The following is a 19,109-nucleotide window of genomic DNA, read 5'->3' as shown; positions in this document are numbered from 1 at the left end:
TTTTATGGATTTGAATAACCGCCTTACCGAAGACGAAACGCTGGAACAGGCCTACGACATCTTCCTCGAATTGGCCGGCGACAATCTGGATCCGGCGGATATTCTGCTGTTCAACCTGCAGTTTGAAGAGCGCGGCGGCGCCGAACTGTACGATCCGTCCGAAGACTGGAGCGAGCACGTGGATTACGACCTGAACCCGGACTTCTTCGCCGAGGTGGTGATCGGTCTGGCGGACAGCGACGGCGAGCCGATCAACGACGTGTTCGCCCGCGTGCTGATCTGCCGCGAGAAAGACCACAAGCTGTGCCACATTCTGTGGAAAGAGTGATTCGCCGTTAGCGCATCGGATAAAAAAAGGTTCATCGCGCTTTACCGGGGAACGCTGCTTTGATTTTCAGGAAGAAGTAAGCGTTATCCCGGTATCCATAGGCCATCCGCTTCATCACTTTTATCTTATTGTTCATCCCTTCCAGCACGCTGGTATTCAACCTGTGTCTGGCACTCGCGATGATGCCACCGGCATACCCTTTCAGTTTCTCGGCGAAGTGTTGCAACGCCTTGATTCCGCTTTCCTGAGACTGCCTGTACCAGCTTACCCAGCGTCTCTGCGCCTCTTGTTCACTCGGGGCGTACCACAGTTCTTTCAGCGCTGTTTTCATCAGCCAGACCACATTCAACGGCTGATTCGCCTCCAGCAACTCCGTGAGCTTTACCTCATGCCCTTCGGGCAGGTTTTCTGGGTTGCGCAGCAGCAGCCAGCGGCTGCGTTTGATGACCTGACGCGATTTTGGGTTATCACGGAGTTGATTGGCCTGGTCGACGCGGACCCGGTCGATAACCTCCCGGCCATACTTTGCCACCACATGGAACAAGTCATAGACCACTTCCGCCTGCGGGCAGTGATGCCTGACCTCCAGGTCTAACGCCGTATTCATATCCATGGCGACAGACTGGATAGCAGCACAGCCTTCAGCGCCCAGCCAGACGAAGAAGGGGCGGAAGGCCGCTCTGCTGCGGCCTTCGCCCACCCACAACACCTGTTGCGTATCCGCATCCATCACCACGGTGGCATAGCGATGTCCTTTGAACAGGGCGAACTCATCCATCACCAGACGGCGGAGGGTATGGCGCTGCGGCTCTGTTCGTTCCCGCAGCAGACGCCGGTAGTCGATATTCTTGACCGTATGCCAGTGCAGTCCGGTGAGTTGTGCAACATGTTTAATCGGCAGTAAACGGGTCAGTGACTCAACCCATACGGATAGCGTCGTGGTATATCTCTGGCGTTCAGGCAACCAGCTGATTTTTTCGGTGGTGACCCCGCAATGGGGGCAACACAGGCGCCGGACGGGGACGTTGAGCCAGACGACCCAATCGAGCAGCTGGCGTTCACGCACTCGGCGGAAGGAAACATCATGCACAACAGGCACCCGCCGCTCACAACGACGACAACAGGGCATGACGGCAGCGTCAGGCTGGAGCTGGATAAGCAGGGAGTTGGCAGAAGGATGCGAGAAGGAATTGACGATAAAGCCTTCCCAGAACAGGGAGCAAAGGTTAGCATTCATAGTGACGGCAGTTTTGAAGGTTTAGGGTGTGTTTTGGCGAATACAAACCTAAACGTTCTGACTGCCGTTTTCTATTGGTTCACGCTAAAGCGCGATGAACCTAAAAAAAGCCCCGCTCATTCAGCGGGGCTTTTTGTTGCCGACTAGCAGCACATTACAGCGGATCGACCTTCAGGCAGGACACCGCGTGGCGGAAACTGCCCTCCAGCAGCGGACGCGTCTTGGCGCACTCCGGCCCGGCGATCGGGCAGCGGGTGCGGAACACGCAGCCGGTCGGCGGGTTGATCGGCGAAGGCAGCTCCCCTTCCAACAGCTGGATCTGCTTCTCCTTCTCCTTGTCCGGATCCGGGATCGGCACCGCCGACATCAGCGCTTTGGTGTAAGGGTGCTGCGGATTGTGGTACACCTCGTCATAGGTGCCCAGCTCCACCGCATGGCCCAGGTACATCACCAGCACGCGATCGGAAATGTGCTTCACCACCGCCAAATCGTGGGCGATAAAGATTAATGACAGCCCCATCTCGCGCTGCAGCTGCTGCAACAGGTTCACCACCTGCGCCTGAATCGACACGTCCAGCGCGGAGACCGGCTCGTCGCAGATCACCAGCTTCGGCTCGAGGATCAGCGCACGCGCGATGCCGATACGCTGGCACTGGCCGCCGGAGAACTCGTGCGGGTAGCGGTTGATCAGGTTAGGCAGCAGGCCGACCTTCAGCATCATCGCCTTGACCTTGTCCTTCACTTCCTGACGCGGCATTTTTGGGTAGTAGGTGCACAGCGGCTCGGCGATGATCTCGCCGATGGTCATGCGCGGGTTGAGCGACGCCAGCGGATCCTGGAAGATCATCTGGATATCGCTGCGGGTTTTGCGCCAGTCGGCATCGCTCATACCCAGCAGATCTTTCCCCAGCCAGGCAACGCGCCCGCTGGTGGCTTTCACCAGGCCGATGATGGCGCGCGCGAAGGTGGATTTACCGCAGCCGGATTCGCCGACCACGCCCAGGGTTTCCCCCTCGAACAGCCGCAGCGTGACGCCATCGACCGCTTTCAGGGTTTTCGGCGGCTGCCAGAACCACTGTTTGTCGTCATGAATGTCGAAGTGCACTTTCAGATCGGCCACTTCGAGCAGCACTTTCTTGTCGGTTACCGCTGTCATACCAACGCCTCCACCGGTTTAAAGCAGGCGCGCAGGCGCCCTTCCCCAAATTGCTCCAACGGCGGAGCGCTCGCGCACTGCTCCATGGCGTACGGACAGCGCGGCTGGAACGGGCAGCCTTTAGGCAACCGCAGCAGGTTCGGCGGGTTGCCGGGAATGGTCAGCAACGCTTCGCCTTCGGCGTCGAGACGCGGCACCGCGTTCAACAGACCGATAGAGTACGGGTGGCTCGGCTGGTAGAACACCTCGCGCGCACTGCCGTATTCCATGGTGCGCCCGGCGTACATCACCAGCACCTTGTTGCAGATGCCGGCCACCACGCCCAGGTCATGGGTGATCATGATGATGGCGGTGTTGAACTCGCGCTTCAGCTCGTTGAGCAGCGTCATGATCTGCGCCTGGACGGTCACATCCAGCGCGGTGGTCGGTTCGTCGGCGATCAGCAGCTTCGGCCGACACAGCAGCGCCATGGCGATCATCACGCGCTGGCGCATGCCGCCGGAAAACTCATGCGGATACATACGCATGCGCTTGCGCGCTTCCGGCATTTTCACCGCGTCGAGCATGCGTACCGACTCTTCAAAGGCTTCGCTTTTGCTCATTTTCTTATGCAGCATCAGCACTTCCATCAGCTGTTCGCCAACGCGCATATAAGGGTTGAGCGAGGTCATCGGGTCCTGGAAGATCATCGAGATCTCTTCGGCCCGCAGCTTGTTGAGCTGATTTTCCGGCAGGTTGAGGATTTCACGGCCGTTGAATTTGGCCGAGCCGCCGATGCGGCCATTGCTGGCCAGCAGGCCCATCAGAGCGAACGCGGTCTGCGATTTACCGGAACCGGACTCACCGACGATGCCCAGCGTTTCTCCGGCCCGCAGGTCGAAGTTCAGATCGTTCACCGCCGTCACGTCGCCGTCCGGCGTGGAGAACGTGACGCGCAGGTCTTTCACGTCCAGCAGCGGCGACGTTTTGACCCCGGCGCCGGTTTGCAGTTGAGGATGTTCAATGGTGCTCATGATTGCACTCCTTAACGATCTTTCGGGTCGAGGGCGTCACGCAGGCCATCGCCGATAAAGTTGAAACAGAACAGAGTGACAACCAGGAAACCCGCCGGGAACAGCAGCAACCACGGTGAAACTTCCATTGAGTTGGCGCCGTCGCTGAGCAATGCGCCCCAGCTGCTGAGCGGCTCCTGCGTGCCCAACCCCAGGAAACTGAGGAAGGATTCGAACAGGATCATGCTCGGCACCAGCAGCGACGCATACACCACCACCACGCCGAGCACGTTCGGCACGATATGGCGCAGCACGATATTGCGCGTGGAAACGCCGCACACCAGCGCCGCTTCGATGAATTCCTTACGCTTCAGGCCGAGGGTTTGGCCGCGCACGATACGCGCCATATCCAGCCACGACACCATGCCGATCGCCACGAAGATCAACAGGATGTTCTGGCCGAAGAAGGTCACCAGCAGGATCACGAAGAACATGAACGGGAAGGAGTTGAGGATCTCCAGCAGGCGCATCATCACCGAGTCGACCTTGCCGCCCAGATAGCCGGACATTGCGCCGTACAGCGTGCCGACCACCACCGCCACCAGCGCCGCCGCCACGCCGACCATCAGCGAGATACGCCCGCCGATCGCCACGCGCACCAGCAGATCGCGCCCGGAGGAGTCAGTGCCGAAATAGTGCCCCGATTCCACGCTTGGCGCGGCGGACATCATCGCCCAATCGGTATCGTCGTAGGCAAACTGCGACAGCATCGGCGCCAGCACCACAAACAGCGTGATCAACACCAGAATGAACAGGCTGCTGACCGCCGCACGGTTGTGCATAAAGCGCCGGCGCGCGTCTTGCCACAGGCTGCGCCCTTCCACTTCCAGCTTCTCGCTGAAGTGTTCCAGAGCTTCGCTGTTCTTTTTAGTCAACATCATTCGCGTGCTCCAGATTAATAACGGATTTTCGGATCGATGACCGCATACAGCACATCGACGATCGCGTTGAACAGAATGGTCAGGGCGCCCACCAGAATGGTCAGGCTCAGCACCAGGGAGTAGTCGCGGTTCAGCGCGCCGTTAACGAACAGCTGGCCGATCCCCGGCAGACCGTAGATGGTTTCGATCACCATCGATCCGGTGATGATACCGACGAACGCCGGCCCCATGTAGGACAGCACCGGCAACAGCGCCGGCTTCAGCGCGTGGCGGAAAATGATGCGACGCATCGGCAAGCCTTTGGCGCGCGCGGTACGGATGAAGTTGGAGTGCAGCACTTCAATCATCGAGCCACGCGTGATACGGGCGATGCTGGCGATATAGGCCAGCGACAGCGCCACCATCGGCAGGATGATGAATTTAGGCGCGCCGCCGTTCCAGCCCCCCCCCGGCAGCCATTTCAGCGTGATGGCGAAGATCAGCACCAGCAGCGGCGCCACCACGAAACTGGGTATCACCACCCCGGTCATGGCGAACCCCATCACCGTGTAGTCCCATTTGGTGTTCTGATTCAGCGCGGCGATAACGCCTGCGCTCACCCCCAGCACCACCGCCAGCAGAAACGCGGCCAGGCCGAGTTTGGCGGACACCGGGAAAGAGCTGGCAACCAGATCGTTCACCGAATAGTCCTTGTATTTAAAGGACGGGCCGAAGTCTCCCTGCGCAAGCTGCGCCAGATAATGACCGTACTGTTTCCAGATCGGGTCGTTCAAATGATATTTGGCTTCGATGTTCGCCATAACTTCCGGCGGCAATGCGCGTTCCCCGGTAAATGGACTGCCGGGTGCCAGGCGCATCATGAAGAATGAGATGGTGATAAGGATAAATAGTGTCGGGATCGCTTCCAACAAGCGACGAAGTATAAATTTAAGCATTGCCCTAACCCTGTGCGACAGCCTGATGACGGCTTATTATTCTCAACATGGGCCGGCGGCCTGCGCCGCCGGCTCTTACCGTATCAATGCTTGATGATGTACAGGTTTTTGTCGTACACGTTATCAAGCGGGTCTTTGCCGGTGTAACCCCCGACGTAAGGTTTCACCAAACGGGCGTTCACATAGTAATACAGCGGAACGATGGCGGAATCTTTATCCAGCTGAACTTCCGCTTTCTGATACAGCTCGGCGCGCTCGTCTTTGGTCTTCGCGGTCAACACGTTGGCCATCAGCTTGTCGAACTCGGCGCTCTTGTAGTGCGGGGTGTTACTGCTGCTGTCGGACAGCATCATGTTCAGGAACGAGCTCGGCTCGTTGTAGTCGGCACACCAACCGGCGCGCGCCACGTCATAGGTGCCCTGATGACGGGTATCCAGGAAGGTTTTCCACTCCTGGTTCACCAGCTTCACGTCCACGCCCAGGTTTTTCTTCCAGATGGAGGCGGCGGCGATCGCCAGCTTCTTGTGCAGATCGGAGGTGTTGTACAACAGGGAGAAGGTCAGCGGTTTGCCCGGGCCGTAGCCGGCGTCGGCCAGCAGTTTCTTCGCCACTTCGTTGCGTTTTTCCTGCGTCCAGCCGAACCACTCCGGTGCGGTCAGCTTGGCACCGTCGGTGTATGGTGGCGTAAAGCTGTAGGCCGGCAGGTCGCCCTGGTTTTTCACCTTGTTGACGATGATGTCGCGGTCCATGCCCAGCTTCAGCGCTTCACGCACGCGCGAATCGGTGAACGGCGCCTTCTGGTTGTTGATTTCGTAGTAATAGGTGCACAGGTAAGGATCGACATGCACCTCTTTCGGGATCTCTTTCTTCAGCTTCTGGAACAGTTCGATCGGCATGTTGTTGTAGGTCATGTCGATTTCACCGGTGCGGTAGCGGTTAACGTCGGTCACTTCCGACGAAATAGGCAGGAACGTCACTTTATTGATGATGGTTTTGGCGTTATCCCAATATTCTGGGTTGCGTTCCAGTACGATGCGTTCGTTGACAATCCAGTCTTTCAGTTTGTAAGCGCCGTTGCTGACGTAGTTGGCCGGCAGCGTCCACTTCTCGCCAAACTTCTCTACCGCGTCTTTGTAAACCGGCTTCATGGCGTAGTGCGGGGTCATTTCAACCAGATAAGGCACCGGCTCGCTCAGGGTCACCTGGAAGGTGTGGTCGTCGATGGCCTTCACGCCCAGCGTCGACTTGTCTTTTTTACCGGCGATGATGTCATCGACGTTTTCCACATGGGCGTACTGCAGGTAGCTGGCGTAAGGCGATGCGGTTTTCGGATCCACCACGCGCTGCCAGCTGTAGACGAAATCTTGCGCCGTCACCGGCTTGCCATTGGACCATTTTGCGTCTTTACGCAGGTGGAAGGTCCAGACTTTGAAATCCTTGTTATCCCAGCTTTCCGCGACGCCCGGCACGATGGAACCGTTCGGGCTGTTGTTCGCCAGGCCTTCCATCAGGTCGCGCGTGACGTTGTTTTCCGGCACGCCCTCGATCTTGTGCGGATCCAGCGACTGCACTTCGGAACCGTTGTTTTTGACGATTTCTTGCTTGTCGGCCAGCTGCACGCCCGCCGGGACGTCAGCGGCGAAAGCGCTGGTGGTTGCTGTGATACCCAGCGCGGCGATGACGCCGGCGGCAATGAGCGTTTTCTTCGTGATGTTGGTCATACTTATCGACTCCAGTTTTTTATTATCACAGGCTCTTCGTGGAACCTGCGTTGCCCGTAAGCGGACTCTGTTTTCCCGCCGCCGCGGAACGAATGCGGCGGCCGGCCTTCCCTATATTCCCCAGCGCCTCGGCGTGAGGAATATCCCTTTACTGCTTGATAATGTAAAGATTTTTAACGTCGGTATAGTCCAGCGGATCTTTGCCGGTGAACCCACCCACCGTCGGCTTGATCAAACGCGCGCTGACGCGGTAATAAACGGGGACCAACGCGGAGTCTTTGTCCAGCTGCGCTTCCGCCTGCTGATAGAGCGCGGCGCGCGCGGCCTCATCCGGCGCCTTCAGCGTGGCGGCCATGATGGCGTCGAACGCCGGGCTCTTGTAGAACACGGTATTGATGCTGCTGTTGGACAGGACCAGGTTCAGGAACGCGCTGGGTTCGTTGTAATCCCCGCACCAGGTGGCACGCGCCACGTCGTATTGCCCCTGATGGCGACTCTCCAGCGAAGTTTTCCATTCCTGGTTGCGCAGCGTGACCTCGGCGCCCAGATTCTTTTTCCACATCGACGCGGCAGCGATCGCCTGCTGTTTGTTTTGATCGGAGGTGTTGTACAGCAGCGAGAACTTCAGCGGCTTGGCGTCGCTGTAGCCCGCTTCCGCCAGCAGTTTCCTGGCTTCGGCGTTGCGTTGCTCCTGACTCCAGCCGGCCCACGCAGGCTGAGTGAAGCTGGCGCCTTCCGTGAAGGGCGGCGTGAAGCTGTAGGCCGGGATTTGCCCCTGGCCCATGATCTTGTTGGCGATAATGTCGCGATCCAGCGTCATCTTCACCGCCGTACGCACGCGCGGATCGGTGAACGGCGCCCGCTTGTTATTGAGCTCGTAATAGAAGGTACACAGATAAGGGTTAACGTGCAGCTGCTCAGGCATTTCGCGTTTCATCTTGACGTACAGGTACGGCGGAATGGCGCTGTTGGTGATGTCGATCTCGCCGCTGCGGAAGCGGTTGACGTCGCTGACTTCCGAGGTAATCGGCAGGAAGGTCGCCTGATTGATCACCGTTTGCTTGTTGTTCCAGTAGCTCGGGCTGCGCTCCAGCACAATGCGCTCGTTCACCACCCACGCTTTCAGCCGATAAGCGCCGTTGCCGACATAGTTGGCGGGCAGCGTCCATTTATCGCCGAATTTCTCCACCACCGCCTGTTTCACCGGTTTGAGTGGAGTATGGCTCAGCATGCTGATGAAATACGGCACCGGTTCGCTCAGGGTCAACTGCAGCGTCTGGTCGTCCAGCGCCTTAACGCCGAGGGTCTGCGGGCTCTTCTTACCGGTCAGGATGTCGTCGATATTCTCGACTTTGGTGTATTGCAGGTAGCTGGCATAGGGCGAAGCGATTTTCGGATCGGCCAGACGCTGCCAGCTGTAGACGAAGTCTTGCGCGGTCACCGGGCTGCCGTCGCTCCACACCGCGCCGGGGCGCAGGTGGAAGGTCCACTGCTGATAATTCTGGTTTTCCCAGCTTGTCGCCGCCGCCGGCACCACATGCCCGTTGGCATCGGTGCTCACCAGCCCTTCCAGCAGGTTAAGAATGATATTGCTTTCCGGTACGCCCTCAACCTTATGCGGATCCAATGAAGCCACTTCGCTACCGTTGTTGATCACAATATTCTGCTGCTGCGCCAATTGGACGCCGGCCGGAACCTCTGCCGCCAAACTGCTATTTACGGCGCCGGCGCCCAGCGCGCCGCTAATCAACAAGGTCAAAGAAGTACGCTTCAGGGTTTGCTGCATAATCGAGGCTCCTTTTCACCGACAAGCATCGCTTATCGAAGTTTGTGAAGTGTTTATAAGAATTCTAAATAAACGGATACCAGCAAAAATCATTCCCGTTTTTGTGGCGCATTTCAGTTAATTGACCACGGGAAAGTTGCTCGGAAATTAGCAGAAGCCAAATTCCATAGCCAATAAATTTTACGAAAATGTTAAGCAATTCTCTTTTATCGCACGAAGCCCAATCCGGCCTCCAGGATAGAAGGCAGGAAAAATCGAGATCATCAGCATGATTTTAAAGACAAAAAAACCAAATTCATTTCAATTGAAACCATCAGCACGATCTCATCGCCGCAAAAAGAAACATTCAGTTAACAATCCAACCATTCAAAGAACAAACACCTGCCTATGTGCGGTTAATCACTAATAACACCTGGATGAAAGTGAGACAAGCCCCACAGAATGATGTGACTAATTTAACAACAGCGTGACCGTTTAGCGGGGGCGAAATGGGCAGAAATGGGGGAGGAAAAGTGATTGAAATAACGCTTAGCGTTTTTTTTGAGCAACAACATGAGATTTATGCAACATAAGAGTGCAACCGCATAAATTTTATTCATCCTGTGCACTATAATAATGCGAGCCAATAAATAATTTAAACTTTAAAATTAATTTTAGCCGCGCTAACGCGAAAGGTGCGCGGCTAAACAAGGCGTATTACAACAGGCCGGGGAATATCGCCTTAATGCCGGTAACGATAAACTCGATGCCGAGCGCCATCAGCAGCAGCCCCATGATACGGGTGATCACGTTGATGCCGGTCTGCCCCAGCAAACGCACCAACAGCGGCGCGGCACGGAACAACAGCCAGCAGCAAAAGGCGAACAAGGCGATAGCGACCGTAAAACCGAGCAGGCTTTGCCAGTTGTGATAACGGGAGCTCCACACGATAGTGGAACTGATCGCCCCGGGCCCCGCCATCAGCGGCAGCGCTAACGGCACCACGCCGATGCTTTCGCGGATCGCGCTCTCCGACTTCTCCTGTTTGTTCTGTTTGTCTTCCCCCAGCTTGCCGCTGATCATCGACATGGCGATGGTCACCACCAGAATCCCGCCGGCGATGCGGAACGAATCGATAGAGATGCCGAACATCCGCAGGATCCCTTCCCCCAGGAACAGCGAGGTCCACAGAATGATGGCGACCGACAGGTTGGCGGTCAGGTTGGTTTTATTGCGCCCTGCTTCCGCCTGGTAACTGGTCATGCTGATGAACACCGGCAAAATGCCCACCGGGTTGACCAGTGCAAACAGACCGACAAAGAACTTGATAAAGCCGGAAAGATCCAACAGAGATTGGCCCACAGATGGCTCCGCGTTAAGTACTATAAAAAGGTGTGCTGCCTATGCGCGCTAATGTAATGGAATTGCCGCGGGTAATCCATCCGGCCAGAGCAGCATTTTTGACTGTCAGCAAGTTATACAGCGAAACAAATGTCCTTTGTTAAAGTGATGTATGGCCTTTTGATTTTTTATGTTGAAAAAAGAGTCATTGCTCACAGTTATCAAGAATGATTCCCAACACCAGCAAGCTGAAAGGTGTCAGCTTGCAGTTTTCATGATTTAGATCACAAATCAACTACCCAACAGTGGGTAAGCTCTTAGTCGTAGGCAGGGAGTAGAACAAAGTGGGTGGCCACATCGCCGATTCCGTTCTCCTCACGGTCTGCCCCTCCGGCTAGCGTAGGGTAAAGCTCTTTAAGCAAATCAGCAGCATGCGAAGAAATAACGTGGGAAAGCCCCGGTATTCTCATCACCGTTTATTCCCGTTATGGCTATACTAGTGGCTCGCACGGCTTATTTACTGAAAGAGTTTAACATTATCAGGAGAGCATTATGGCTGTAACGAATGTCGCTGAACTGAACGAGCTTGTCGCACGTGTCAAAAAAGCCCAGCGCGAATATGCCAACTTCACTCAAGAGCAAGTGGATAAAATCTTCCGCGCTGCCGCCCTCGCCGCTGCTGATGCCCGTATCCCGTTGGCCAAAATGGCCGTGGAAGAATCCGGAATGGGTATCGTCGAAGACAAAGTGATCAAAAACCACTTCGCTTCCGAGTACATCTACAACGCCTATAAAGACGAAAAAACCTGTGGCATCCTGTCTGAAGATGACACCTTCGGTACCATCACCATCGCCGAACCTATCGGCTTGATTTGCGGTATCGTTCCTACCACCAACCCAACTTCTACCGCGATCTTCAAAGCGCTGATCAGCCTGAAAACCCGTAACGGCATCATCTTCTCGCCGCACCCGCGTGCGAAGAATGCCACCAATAAAGCCGCCGATATCGTGCTGCAAGCCGCTATCGCCGCCGGCGCGCCAAAAGACATCATCGGTTGGATCGACCAACCGACCGTCGAGCTGTCCAACCAGCTGATGCACCACCCGGACATCAACCTGATCCTGGCCACCGGTGGCCCGGGCATGGTGAAGGCAGCCTACAGCTCCGGCAAGCCTGCCATCGGCGTCGGTGCCGGTAATACCCCGGTCGTGGTAGACGAAACCGCAGACATCAAGCGCGTGGTCGCCTCTATCCTGATGTCCAAAACCTTCGACAGCGGCGTTATCTGCGCTTCCGAACAGTCGGTTATCGTCGTCGACTCTATTTATGATGCGGTACGCGAACGCTTCGCTTCCCACGGCGGCTATCTGCTGCAGGGTAAAGAACTGAAAGCGGTTCAGGACATCATCCTGAAAAACGGCGGTCTGAACGCGGCCATCGTGGGGCAATCCGCACCGAAAATCGCCGAGATGGCAGGCATCAAAGTGCCGGCCAACACCAAAGTGCTGATCGGCGAAGTGAAGCTGGTCGACGAGTCCGAGCCTTTCGCCCATGAAAAACTGTCGCCTACCCTGGCGATGTACCGGGCCAAAGACTTCGAAGACGCCGTCGCCAAAGCTGAAAAACTGGTCGCCATGGGCGGTATCGGCCACACCTCCTGCCTGTACACCGACCAGGATAACCAAACGGCTCGCATCGCCTACTTCGGCGATAAAATGAAAACGGCTCGTATCCTGATCAACACCCCGGCTTCTCAGGGCGGTATCGGCGACCTGTATAACTTCAAACTCGCGCCTTCGCTGACGCTGGGTTGCGGCTCCTGGGGTGGTAACTCCATCTCTGAGAACGTCGGACCTAAACACCTGATCAACAAGAAAACTGTAGCGAAGCGAGCAGAAAACATGTTGTGGCATAAACTTCCGAAATCGATCTACTTCCGCCGGGGCTCGCTGCCTATCGCGCTGGAAGAAGTGGCGACCGACGGGGCAAAACGCGCCTTCATCGTGACCGACCGCTTCCTGTTCAACAACGGCTATGCCGACCAGATCACCAAAGTTCTGAAGTCTCACGGCATCGAAACCGAAGTGTTCTTCGAAGTGGAAGCCGATCCGACGCTGAGCATCGTGCGCAAAGGCGCAGAGCAGATGAACTCCTTCAAACCGGACGTCATCATCGCGCTGGGCGGCGGTTCGCCGATGGACGCCGCGAAAATCATGTGGGTGCTGTACGAACACCCTGAAACCCACTTCGAGGATCTGGCGCTGCGCTTCATGGACATCCGTAAGCGTATCTACAAGTTCCCGAAAATGGGCGTGAAAGCGAAAATGATCGCCATCACTACCACGTCAGGCACCGGTTCGGAAGTCACGCCGTTTGCCGTCGTAACCGACGACACCACCGGACAGAAATACCCGTTGGCCGACTATGCGCTGACCCCGGACATGGCAATTGTCGATGCCAACCTGGTGATGAACATGCCGAAATCCCTGTGCGCCTTCGGCGGTCTGGATGCGGTCACCCACGCGCTGGAAGCCTACGTTTCGGTGCTGGCGAACGAATACTCCGACGGCCAGGCGTTGCAAGCGCTGAAACTGTTGAAAGAGTATCTGCCGGCCAGCTATAAAGAAGGCGCGAAAAATCCGGTTGCCCGTGAACGCGTGCACAACGCCGCCACCATCGCCGGTATCGCCTTCGCCAACGCCTTCCTCGGGGTCTGTCACTCCATGGCGCACAAGCTGGGTTCGGAGTTCCACATTCCGCACGGCCTGGCCAACGCGATGCTGATTTCCAACGTCATTCGCTACAACGCGAACGACAACCCGACCAAGCAGACGGCCTTCAGCCAGTACGACCGCCCTCAGGCGCGCCGCCGCTACGCTGAAATCGCCGACCACCTCGGCCTGAGCGCACCGGGCGACCGCACTGCGCAGAAGATTGAGAAACTGCTGGCCTGGCTGGACGAGCTGAAAACCGAGTTGGGCATCCCAACCTCCATCCGTGAGGCGGGTGTGCAGGAAGCGGACTTCCTGGCGAAAGTCGACAAGCTGTCGGAAGACGCATTCGACGACCAATGTACCGGCGCCAACCCACGCTATCCGCTGATTGCCGAGCTGAAGCAAATCATGCTGGATACCTTCTACGGCCGCGAATTCAGCGAAGCGGTAGAAGAGGAAGCGGCCGCTCCGGCTGCCGCCAAAACCGCGGTAAAGAAGCCCAAGAAATAACGGTTCCGTGAACCGATAAAAAAACCCGCCAACGGCGGGTTTTTTATTGCGCCTGAGGCGCTGCATTTCGACTCACGCCGCCAAAACGCTTCAGCGGGCTCTGACGGCGTTTTCACTCCTAATCCAGGGAGTGAATCGCCTCTTTATAATGCTTGCGGCAGACGGAGACATAGCTCTCGTTACCGCCTATCACCACCTGTTCGCCGGCATGCATCGCTTTGCCATTCTCGTCCAGTCGCAGCACCATATTGGCTTTGCGCCCGCAGTGACAGATGGTTTTCAATTCCACCAGCTTATCGGCCCAGGCCAGCAAATATTGGCTACCGGTAAACAACTCACCGAGAAAATCGGTGCGCAGGCCGTAACACAATACGGGAATGTCCAGTTGGTCCACCACATCGCACAATTGCTCAACCTGCGCTTTGGTCAGGAACTGGCTTTCATCGAGCAGCACACAATGCACCTGCTGCTGCTGATGCTCTTGCTGAATCATGGCGAAAAGCATTGAGTCGTTGTTATAGAGCTGGGCCTGCGAAGATAACCCGATGCGCGAGCTGACTTTGCCTACACCATAGCGGTGATCGATCTCCGCGGTGAACACCAGCGTGCGCATACCACGCTCTTGATAGTTATATGAAGACTGTAGCAGCGCGGTAGACTTGCCGGCATTCATCGCAGAGTAATAAAAATAAAGTTGAGCCATGGCCCCGCCACTCCGATGGTATAAGAAATATTCAAATGTTGATTAGGACGGTGAGTGTACCATAACCCGCCCCCCGGCTCAGCCCAAAGCGAACGAATATTGCGTTCGCCGTAATAATGCGCTTTCAAGCGAAACATATCGTTCTGTCGGCATGTTCTTTTTACAGCTATTTACAGGATAATGTATGCCTGTCATCACTATTAATTCTTGCTAATGGTTAGCCCCAGGCATTTGCCCATTAATGCATAGCTGCCCTTTCCCCTCCGCAGGCGCCGTAGCTGCGGCGGAACGCCTGTCTATTATACGTGAGGCCAATAACGGGCATTTAATCGCCTTCGCCGATGCCCCGACGTTACCTGACGCAATCTTTACCTATATACCCCTATTGTTTACAATGTCTGCCTTGCCATGGCGTGATTAAGCCCACAGAACCCATTGTAATATTGATATAAATTACGGCGATAACTTATCGATGAAAGCCTTGCGACACGCGCCCTTTAAAGCCTGTCTGCTGAAATTTTGACTTAAGCTCGATGAAGGTAATAGTTAACAGACCTTCCTATTATTTGTCGGACTGATCCGATTAACGGTTTCTTTAAAGGTAAATTTGAGTATTCAAGTCAATTTGGCTATTGCAGAAAAGAAAAGAGCACTCTATTATTATCGAGACGCCCCCCACCAATATAATTTGAGACTAGGACAATGAGCGAAGCATTAAAGATTTTGAACAACATCCGCACCCTGCGCGCCCAGGCAAGAGAATGCACTCTGGAAACGCTGGAAGAAATGCTCGAGAAACTGGAAGTTGTTGTGAACGAACGTCGCGAAGAAGACAGCCAGGCTCAAGCAGAAATCGAAGAACGCACTCGTAAGCTGCAGCAATACCGCGAAATGCTGATTGCTGACGGTATCGACCCGAATGAACTGCTGCAAACCATGGCTGCCAACAAGGCTGCCGGTAAAGCAAAACGTGCAGCACGTCCTGCTAAATACCAATATAAAGACGAAAACGGCGAGCTGAAAACCTGGACCGGCCAAGGCCGTACTCCTGCGGTGATTAAGAAAGCTATCGAAGAGCAAGGTAAATCTCTGGACGATTTCCTGCTGTAATAGCGATTCAGTCCGTATCAGAAAGGCTCCCTGCGGGGGGCCTTTTCATTTTAAAGCTTATCGTTCTGTACCCCCCCTATCCTTTTAGTAAATATCCTAATTCGCTTTTCCTTCGATCATGAAATTTCAGTGAAAAAAAAGGGCCCCTAAGGCCCCCTTTATCGCATTTACCCACGTTCAATTATTGAACCTGGTAGAATGCCTTATACCAGTCAACGAAGCGCTTCACGCCCTCTTCAACGCTGGTTTCCGGTTTAAAACCAATGTCACGATAAAGCTCTTCCGTATCTGCGCTGGTATCCATCACGTCGCCAGGCTGCATCGGCAGCATATTCTTACGGGCGGTCACCCCCAATGCCTGCTCCAACGCACGGATATATTCCATCAGTTTAACAGGCGTGTTATTGCCGATATTATAAACATGATACGGTGCGGAACTGGTCGCCGGCGATCCCTGTTCAACGGTCCATGACGGATCCGCCTGCGGAATAACCGCCTGCAGCCGTACAATCGCCTCAGCGATATCATCAATGTAAGTAAAGTCACGGTGCATTTCACCGTGGTTATATACATCGATGCTCTCCCCCGCCAATATGGCCTTGGTGAATTTGAACAGCGCCATATCCGGACGCCCCCAAGGGCCATATACGGTAAAGAATCGCAGCCCCGTCGTCGGGAGACCGTATAAATGGGAGTAGCTGTGTGCCATCAGCTCATTGGCCTTTTTCGTTGCCGCATACAATGACACCGGATGATCAACCGAATCTTCGGTCGCAAACGGCAGCTTGCGATTCAGGCCATATACCGAACTGGAAGAGGCGTAGAGCAAATGCTCGACTTTATTATGACGGCAGCCTTCCAGAACGTTTAAATGGCCGATCAGGTTAGCATCCGCATAAGCCAACGGATTGACCAGCGAATAACGTACGCCGGCTTGAGCCCCCAAATGAATGACTCGTTGGAACTGATGCTCGGCGAACAGTGCCGCCATCCCTTCACGATCGGCCAAATCCAGCTTGATAAAGCGGAATCCCGGCTTATCCGCCAGTCTGTCCAGACGGGCCGTTTTCAGGCCCACGTCATAATAGTCGTTCAGGTTATCAATGCCGACAACCTGATGACCGGCGGTCAACAAACGCTCTGCAACGTGATAGCCAATAAATCCTGCGGCGCCTGTAACCAGGAATTTCATGCCCACTCCTTAAATAACCGGTTTAATCGAGGCGCCGCGGCCAATCGCGTAGTAGGTAAAGCCGCGATTCTCCAAACGCTCCGGATCGTACAGGTTACGTCCATCGAAGATCACCGGCTGTTTCAGTTCACTTTTGATCACGTCGAAGTCCGGTGCGCGGAAATTCTGCCATTCGGTGCAGATCACCAGAGCATCGGCGCCGTGCAGCGCAGCCTCTTTGGTACCCATCAGCTTCAAGTCGTCACGCTGGCCATAGATGCGTTGGACTTCGTTCATCGCTTCCGGATCGTAGGCTTGAACGGTGGCGCCGGCAGCCCACAGCTGTTCCATCAGCACGCGGCTGGACGCTTCACGCATGTCATCGGTATTCGGCTTGAACGCCAGGCCCCACAGCGCGAAGGTTTTGCCCTTCAGATCGCTGCCGAAGTAGTCTTTGATAAAGCTGTTCAGCTTGTCTTTCTGTTGGTAGTTGACCTGCTCAACCGCCTGCAGCAGCTTCGGTTGGTAACCGATCTGCTCCGCCGTGCGGATCAACGCCTGGACATCTTTCGGGAAGCAAGAACCACCGTAGCCGCAGCCAGGGTAGATGAAGTGATAACCGATGCGTGAGTCGGAACCGATGCCCTGACGCACTTTCTCAATGTCCGCCCCCAGCATTTCCGCCAGGTTGGACATTTCGTTCATAAAGCTGATCTTGGTCGCCAGCATGCAGTTAGCGGCATACTTGGTCAGCTCTGCGCTACGGATATCCATCATGATCATACGATCGTGATTGCGGTTAAACGGCTCGTACAGTTCGCGAATAGGTTCGATCACATCTTTATTATCGGTACCGATAACGATGCGCTCAGGGCGCATACAGTCTGCTACCGCCGCACCTTCCTTCAGGAATTCCGGGTTAGACACCACGTCGAACGGCACACTGCTGCCGCGTTTCGCCAGCGTTTCCGCCATCACCTGACGCACTTTGTCCGCCGTGCCGACCGGAACGGTGGACTTGTCGATCACCACTTTACGATCGGTCATGTGCTCGGCGATGGTGCGCGCAACCGCAGTGACATATTTCAGGTCAGCGGAACCGTCTTCATCCGGCGGCGTACCGACGGCGATGAACTGGATATTCCCGTGCGCCACGCCCGCTTTGGCATCGGTAGTGAAATGCAGACGGCCGGCCTCATAGTTTTGCTGCACCAGCGGCGTCAGGCCCGGTTCAAAAATCGGGATATTTCCTTTTTTCAGGTTTTCGACTTTTCGCTCATCGACGTCAATGCACATAACGTCATGGCCAACTTCAGCCAGCACGGCGGCCTGCACCAGACCCACATAACCAATACCAAAAACTGTTACTTTCATGTGAAAATCCTAGTTTTTCAAATTAAGACGAAAGATCACTCAATTATTTCTTGTCAGCGGCAACAACCTGTTGCAGCCACTGAGAAAATTCTTTACCGAGGCTGGCATGGCGCATGCCGTATTCCACAAATGCCTGCATGTAACCCAGTTTGTTGCCACAATCATGGCTCACGCCTTTCAGGTGATACGCTTCCACCGTTTCCTGCTGCATCAACATTTCGATGCTGTCAGTCAGCTGAATTTCGTCGCCGGCGCCTGGAGGCGTTTTCGCCAACAGCGGCCAAATATCGGCGGACAGCACGTAACGACCGACAATCGCCAGGTTGGAAGGCGCTTTATCCGGCGACGGCTTCTCGACCACGCTGACCATCGGCGCGCTTTCACCAGGTTGCAGATCGACGCCCTTGCAGTCGGCTACGCCGTAGTTTCCGACATCCTTGTGCGGCACGGGTTCAACCATGATCTGGCTGACGCCGGTGGCTTCGAAGCGCTGCAGCATGTCGTGCAGGTTGTCTTTTCTCGGATCGGCGCTATATTCGTCGAGGATCACGTCCGGCAACACCACGGCGACCGGCTCATCGCCCACCATCGGGTAGGCGCACATGATAGCGTGTCCCAGGCCTTTAGCATTCCCCTGGCGGACTTGCATCACGGTAACGCCTTTCGGGCAGATCGACTGTACTTCATCCAGCAATTGGCGCTTGACGCGTTTTTCCAGCATCGCTTCCAGTTCGAAACTGGTATCAAAGTGGTTTTCGATCGAGTTTTTGGAGGAGTGAGTGACCAGCACAATCTCGTTAATCCCTGCCGCAATGCACTCATTGACGACGTATTGGATCAGCGGTTTATCAACCAGCGGCAGCATTTCTTTTGGAATGGCTTTGGTGGCCGGTAACATCCGCGTACCCAAGCCTGCAACCGGGATCACGGCTTTTCTGACTTTGCGATTTACAGCAGGCATTATTTCCTCTCTTAAAGCTAAAGCGCTCATTTTATGAGCTTGGGCTCGATATAAAAAAACCTTCGGAGTATACCAGCTTATGCGTGCCGAGCATTAGCCAGAACACAAATAGAAAACATTTAGGACTATTACCCGTTCTGATAATCGGG

The 19,109-nt window shown here is 55.3% G+C and carries 15 protein-coding genes; 3 read left to right on the top strand and 12 right to left on the bottom strand.

From position 1 onward, the window contains the following. The first annotated feature begins 4 nt into the window (after window positions 1-4). Window positions 5-328: an HI1450 family dsDNA-mimic protein gene (locus tag GF111_RS24760; protein WP_004932139.1), complete on the top strand. Its 324-nt coding sequence runs from the start codon at window positions 5-7 to the stop codon at window positions 326-328. Between the two features lie 31 nt (window positions 329-359). Here GF111_RS24760 and GF111_RS24755 read toward each other — a convergent pair whose 3' ends face one another. From GF111_RS24755 to GF111_RS24720, 8 genes are all read right to left on the bottom strand, one after another. Beyond that, window positions 360-1,565 (bottom strand): ISL3 family transposase, encoded by a 1,206-nt coding sequence (locus GF111_RS24755; RefSeq protein WP_071845352.1) that lies wholly within the window; start codon window positions 1,563-1,565, stop codon window positions 360-362. Between the two features lie 154 nt (window positions 1,566-1,719). Next, complete coding sequence (oppF, locus tag GF111_RS24750; protein WP_147191358.1) at window positions 1,720-2,721, bottom strand: murein tripeptide/oligopeptide ABC transporter ATP binding protein OppF; 1,002 nt, start codon at window positions 2,719-2,721, stop codon at window positions 1,720-1,722. Continuing rightward, the gene (locus tag GF111_RS24745; protein ID WP_033634782.1) at window positions 2,718-3,734 is read right to left on the bottom strand and encodes an ABC transporter ATP-binding protein; all 1,017 of its coding nucleotides are present in this window, start codon (window positions 3,732-3,734) and stop codon (window positions 2,718-2,720) included. The genes oppF and GF111_RS24745 overlap by 4 nt, the downstream gene beginning before the upstream one ends. An 11-nt stretch (window positions 3,735-3,745) precedes the next feature. Next, window positions 3,746-4,654 carry an oligopeptide ABC transporter permease OppC gene (gene oppC, locus GF111_RS24740; RefSeq protein ID WP_038877253.1) on the bottom strand — a complete coding sequence of 303 codons (909 nt, stop codon included), beginning with the start codon at window positions 4,652-4,654 and terminating at the stop codon, window positions 3,746-3,748. Between the two features lie 14 nt (window positions 4,655-4,668). Further along, on the bottom strand, window positions 4,669-5,589 hold the full coding sequence (gene oppB, locus GF111_RS24735; protein WP_004932150.1) for an oligopeptide ABC transporter permease OppB: 921 nt from the start codon (window positions 5,587-5,589) through the stop codon (window positions 4,669-4,671). Window positions 5,590-5,672: 83 nt separating this feature from the next. After that, complete coding sequence (gene oppA / locus GF111_RS24730; protein WP_055312652.1) at window positions 5,673-7,310, bottom strand: oligopeptide ABC transporter substrate-binding protein OppA; 1,638 nt, start codon at window positions 7,308-7,310, stop codon at window positions 5,673-5,675. A gap of 148 nt (window positions 7,311-7,458) precedes the next feature. Then, on the bottom strand, window positions 7,459-9,096 hold the full coding sequence (locus GF111_RS24725; RefSeq protein ID WP_110593305.1) for an ABC transporter substrate-binding protein: 1,638 nt from the start codon (window positions 9,094-9,096) through the stop codon (window positions 7,459-7,461). A gap of 696 nt (window positions 9,097-9,792) precedes the next feature. Then, window positions 9,793-10,437, bottom strand: a complete 645-nt coding sequence (locus GF111_RS24720) for a YchE family NAAT transporter (protein WP_015378089.1) — start codon at window positions 10,435-10,437, stop codon at window positions 9,793-9,795. A 531-nt stretch (window positions 10,438-10,968) separates the two neighbouring features. Here GF111_RS24720 and adhE point away from each other — a divergent pair. Beyond that, window positions 10,969-13,641 (top strand): bifunctional acetaldehyde-CoA/alcohol dehydrogenase, encoded by a 2,673-nt coding sequence (gene adhE, locus GF111_RS24715; RefSeq protein WP_038877249.1) that lies wholly within the window; start codon window positions 10,969-10,971, stop codon window positions 13,639-13,641. A 118-nt stretch (window positions 13,642-13,759) separates the two neighbouring features. Here adhE and GF111_RS24710 read toward each other — a convergent pair whose 3' ends face one another. Then, complete coding sequence (locus tag GF111_RS24710) at window positions 13,760-14,344, bottom strand: thymidine kinase (protein WP_038877247.1); 585 nt, start codon at window positions 14,342-14,344, stop codon at window positions 13,760-13,762. 702 nt (window positions 14,345-15,046) lie between these two features. Between GF111_RS24710 and hns the strand changes: the two genes are divergently transcribed. Then, window positions 15,047-15,454, top strand: a complete 408-nt coding sequence (gene hns, locus GF111_RS24705) for a histone-like nucleoid-structuring protein H-NS (protein WP_004932170.1) — start codon at window positions 15,047-15,049, stop codon at window positions 15,452-15,454. A 181-nt stretch (window positions 15,455-15,635) separates the two neighbouring features. Here the strand turns inward: hns and GF111_RS24700 are convergent, their stop codons facing one another. From GF111_RS24700 to galU, 3 genes are read right to left on the bottom strand one after another with little or no spacing between them, the layout of a single operon-like run. Beyond that, entirely contained in the window at window positions 15,636-16,646 is a 1,011-nt protein-coding gene (locus GF111_RS24700) for an NAD-dependent epimerase (RefSeq protein WP_038877245.1), read from the bottom strand. A 9-nt stretch (window positions 16,647-16,655) separates the two neighbouring features. Beyond that, entirely contained in the window at window positions 16,656-17,999 is a 1,344-nt protein-coding gene (locus GF111_RS24695) for a UDP-glucose/GDP-mannose dehydrogenase family protein (RefSeq protein WP_038877243.1), read from the bottom strand. A 43-nt stretch (window positions 18,000-18,042) separates the two neighbouring features. Then, window positions 18,043-18,960 carry a UTP--glucose-1-phosphate uridylyltransferase GalU gene (galU, locus tag GF111_RS24690; RefSeq protein ID WP_038877241.1) on the bottom strand — a complete coding sequence of 306 codons (918 nt, stop codon included), beginning with the start codon at window positions 18,958-18,960 and terminating at the stop codon, window positions 18,043-18,045. Between the last annotated feature and the right edge of the window lie 149 nt (window positions 18,961-19,109).

Source organism: Serratia sp. HRI (genome assembly GCF_010119335.3).
GTDB classification, from domain to species: Bacteria; Pseudomonadota; Gammaproteobacteria; order Enterobacterales; family Enterobacteriaceae; genus Serratia; species Serratia nevei.
Note: the sequence above shows the minus strand (reverse complement) of the source record. Positions and strands in the feature narration are given on the sequence as shown.

Bases quoted from the DNA above. Each gene is read 5' to 3' on its own strand.
- GF111_RS24760 (WP_004932139.1), top strand. From the start codon at position 5: ATGGATTTGAATAACCGCCTTACCGAAGACGAAACGCTGGAACAGGCC.
- GF111_RS24755 (WP_071845352.1), bottom strand. From the start codon at position 1,565: ATGAATGCTAACCTTTGCTCCCTGTTCTGGGAAGGCTTTATCGTCAAT.
- oppF (WP_147191358.1), bottom strand. From the start codon at position 2,721: ATGACAGCGGTAACCGACAAGAAAGTGCTGCTCGAAGTGGCCGATCTG.
- GF111_RS24745 (WP_033634782.1), bottom strand. From the start codon at position 3,734: ATGAGCACCATTGAACATCCTCAACTGCAAACCGGCGCCGGGGTCAAA.
- oppC (WP_038877253.1), bottom strand. From the start codon at position 4,654: ATGATGTTGACTAAAAAGAACAGCGAAGCTCTGGAACACTTCAGCGAG.
- oppB (WP_004932150.1), bottom strand. From the start codon at position 5,589: ATGCTTAAATTTATACTTCGTCGCTTGTTGGAAGCGATCCCGACACTA.
- oppA (WP_055312652.1), bottom strand. From the start codon at position 7,310: ATGACCAACATCACGAAGAAAACGCTCATTGCCGCCGGCGTCATCGCC.
- GF111_RS24725 (WP_110593305.1), bottom strand. From the start codon at position 9,096: ATGCAGCAAACCCTGAAGCGTACTTCTTTGACCTTGTTGATTAGCGGC.
- adhE (WP_038877249.1), top strand. From the start codon at position 10,969: ATGGCTGTAACGAATGTCGCTGAACTGAACGAGCTTGTCGCACGTGTC.
- GF111_RS24710 (WP_038877247.1), bottom strand. From the start codon at position 14,344: ATGGCTCAACTTTATTTTTATTACTCTGCGATGAATGCCGGCAAGTCT.
- hns (WP_004932170.1), top strand. From the start codon at position 15,047: ATGAGCGAAGCATTAAAGATTTTGAACAACATCCGCACCCTGCGCGCC.
- GF111_RS24700 (WP_038877245.1), bottom strand. From the start codon at position 16,646: ATGAAATTCCTGGTTACAGGCGCCGCAGGATTTATTGGCTATCACGTT.
- GF111_RS24695 (WP_038877243.1), bottom strand. From the start codon at position 17,999: ATGAAAGTAACAGTTTTTGGTATTGGTTATGTGGGTCTGGTGCAGGCC.
- galU (WP_038877241.1), bottom strand. From the start codon at position 18,960: ATGCCTGCTGTAAATCGCAAAGTCAGAAAAGCCGTGATCCCGGTTGCA.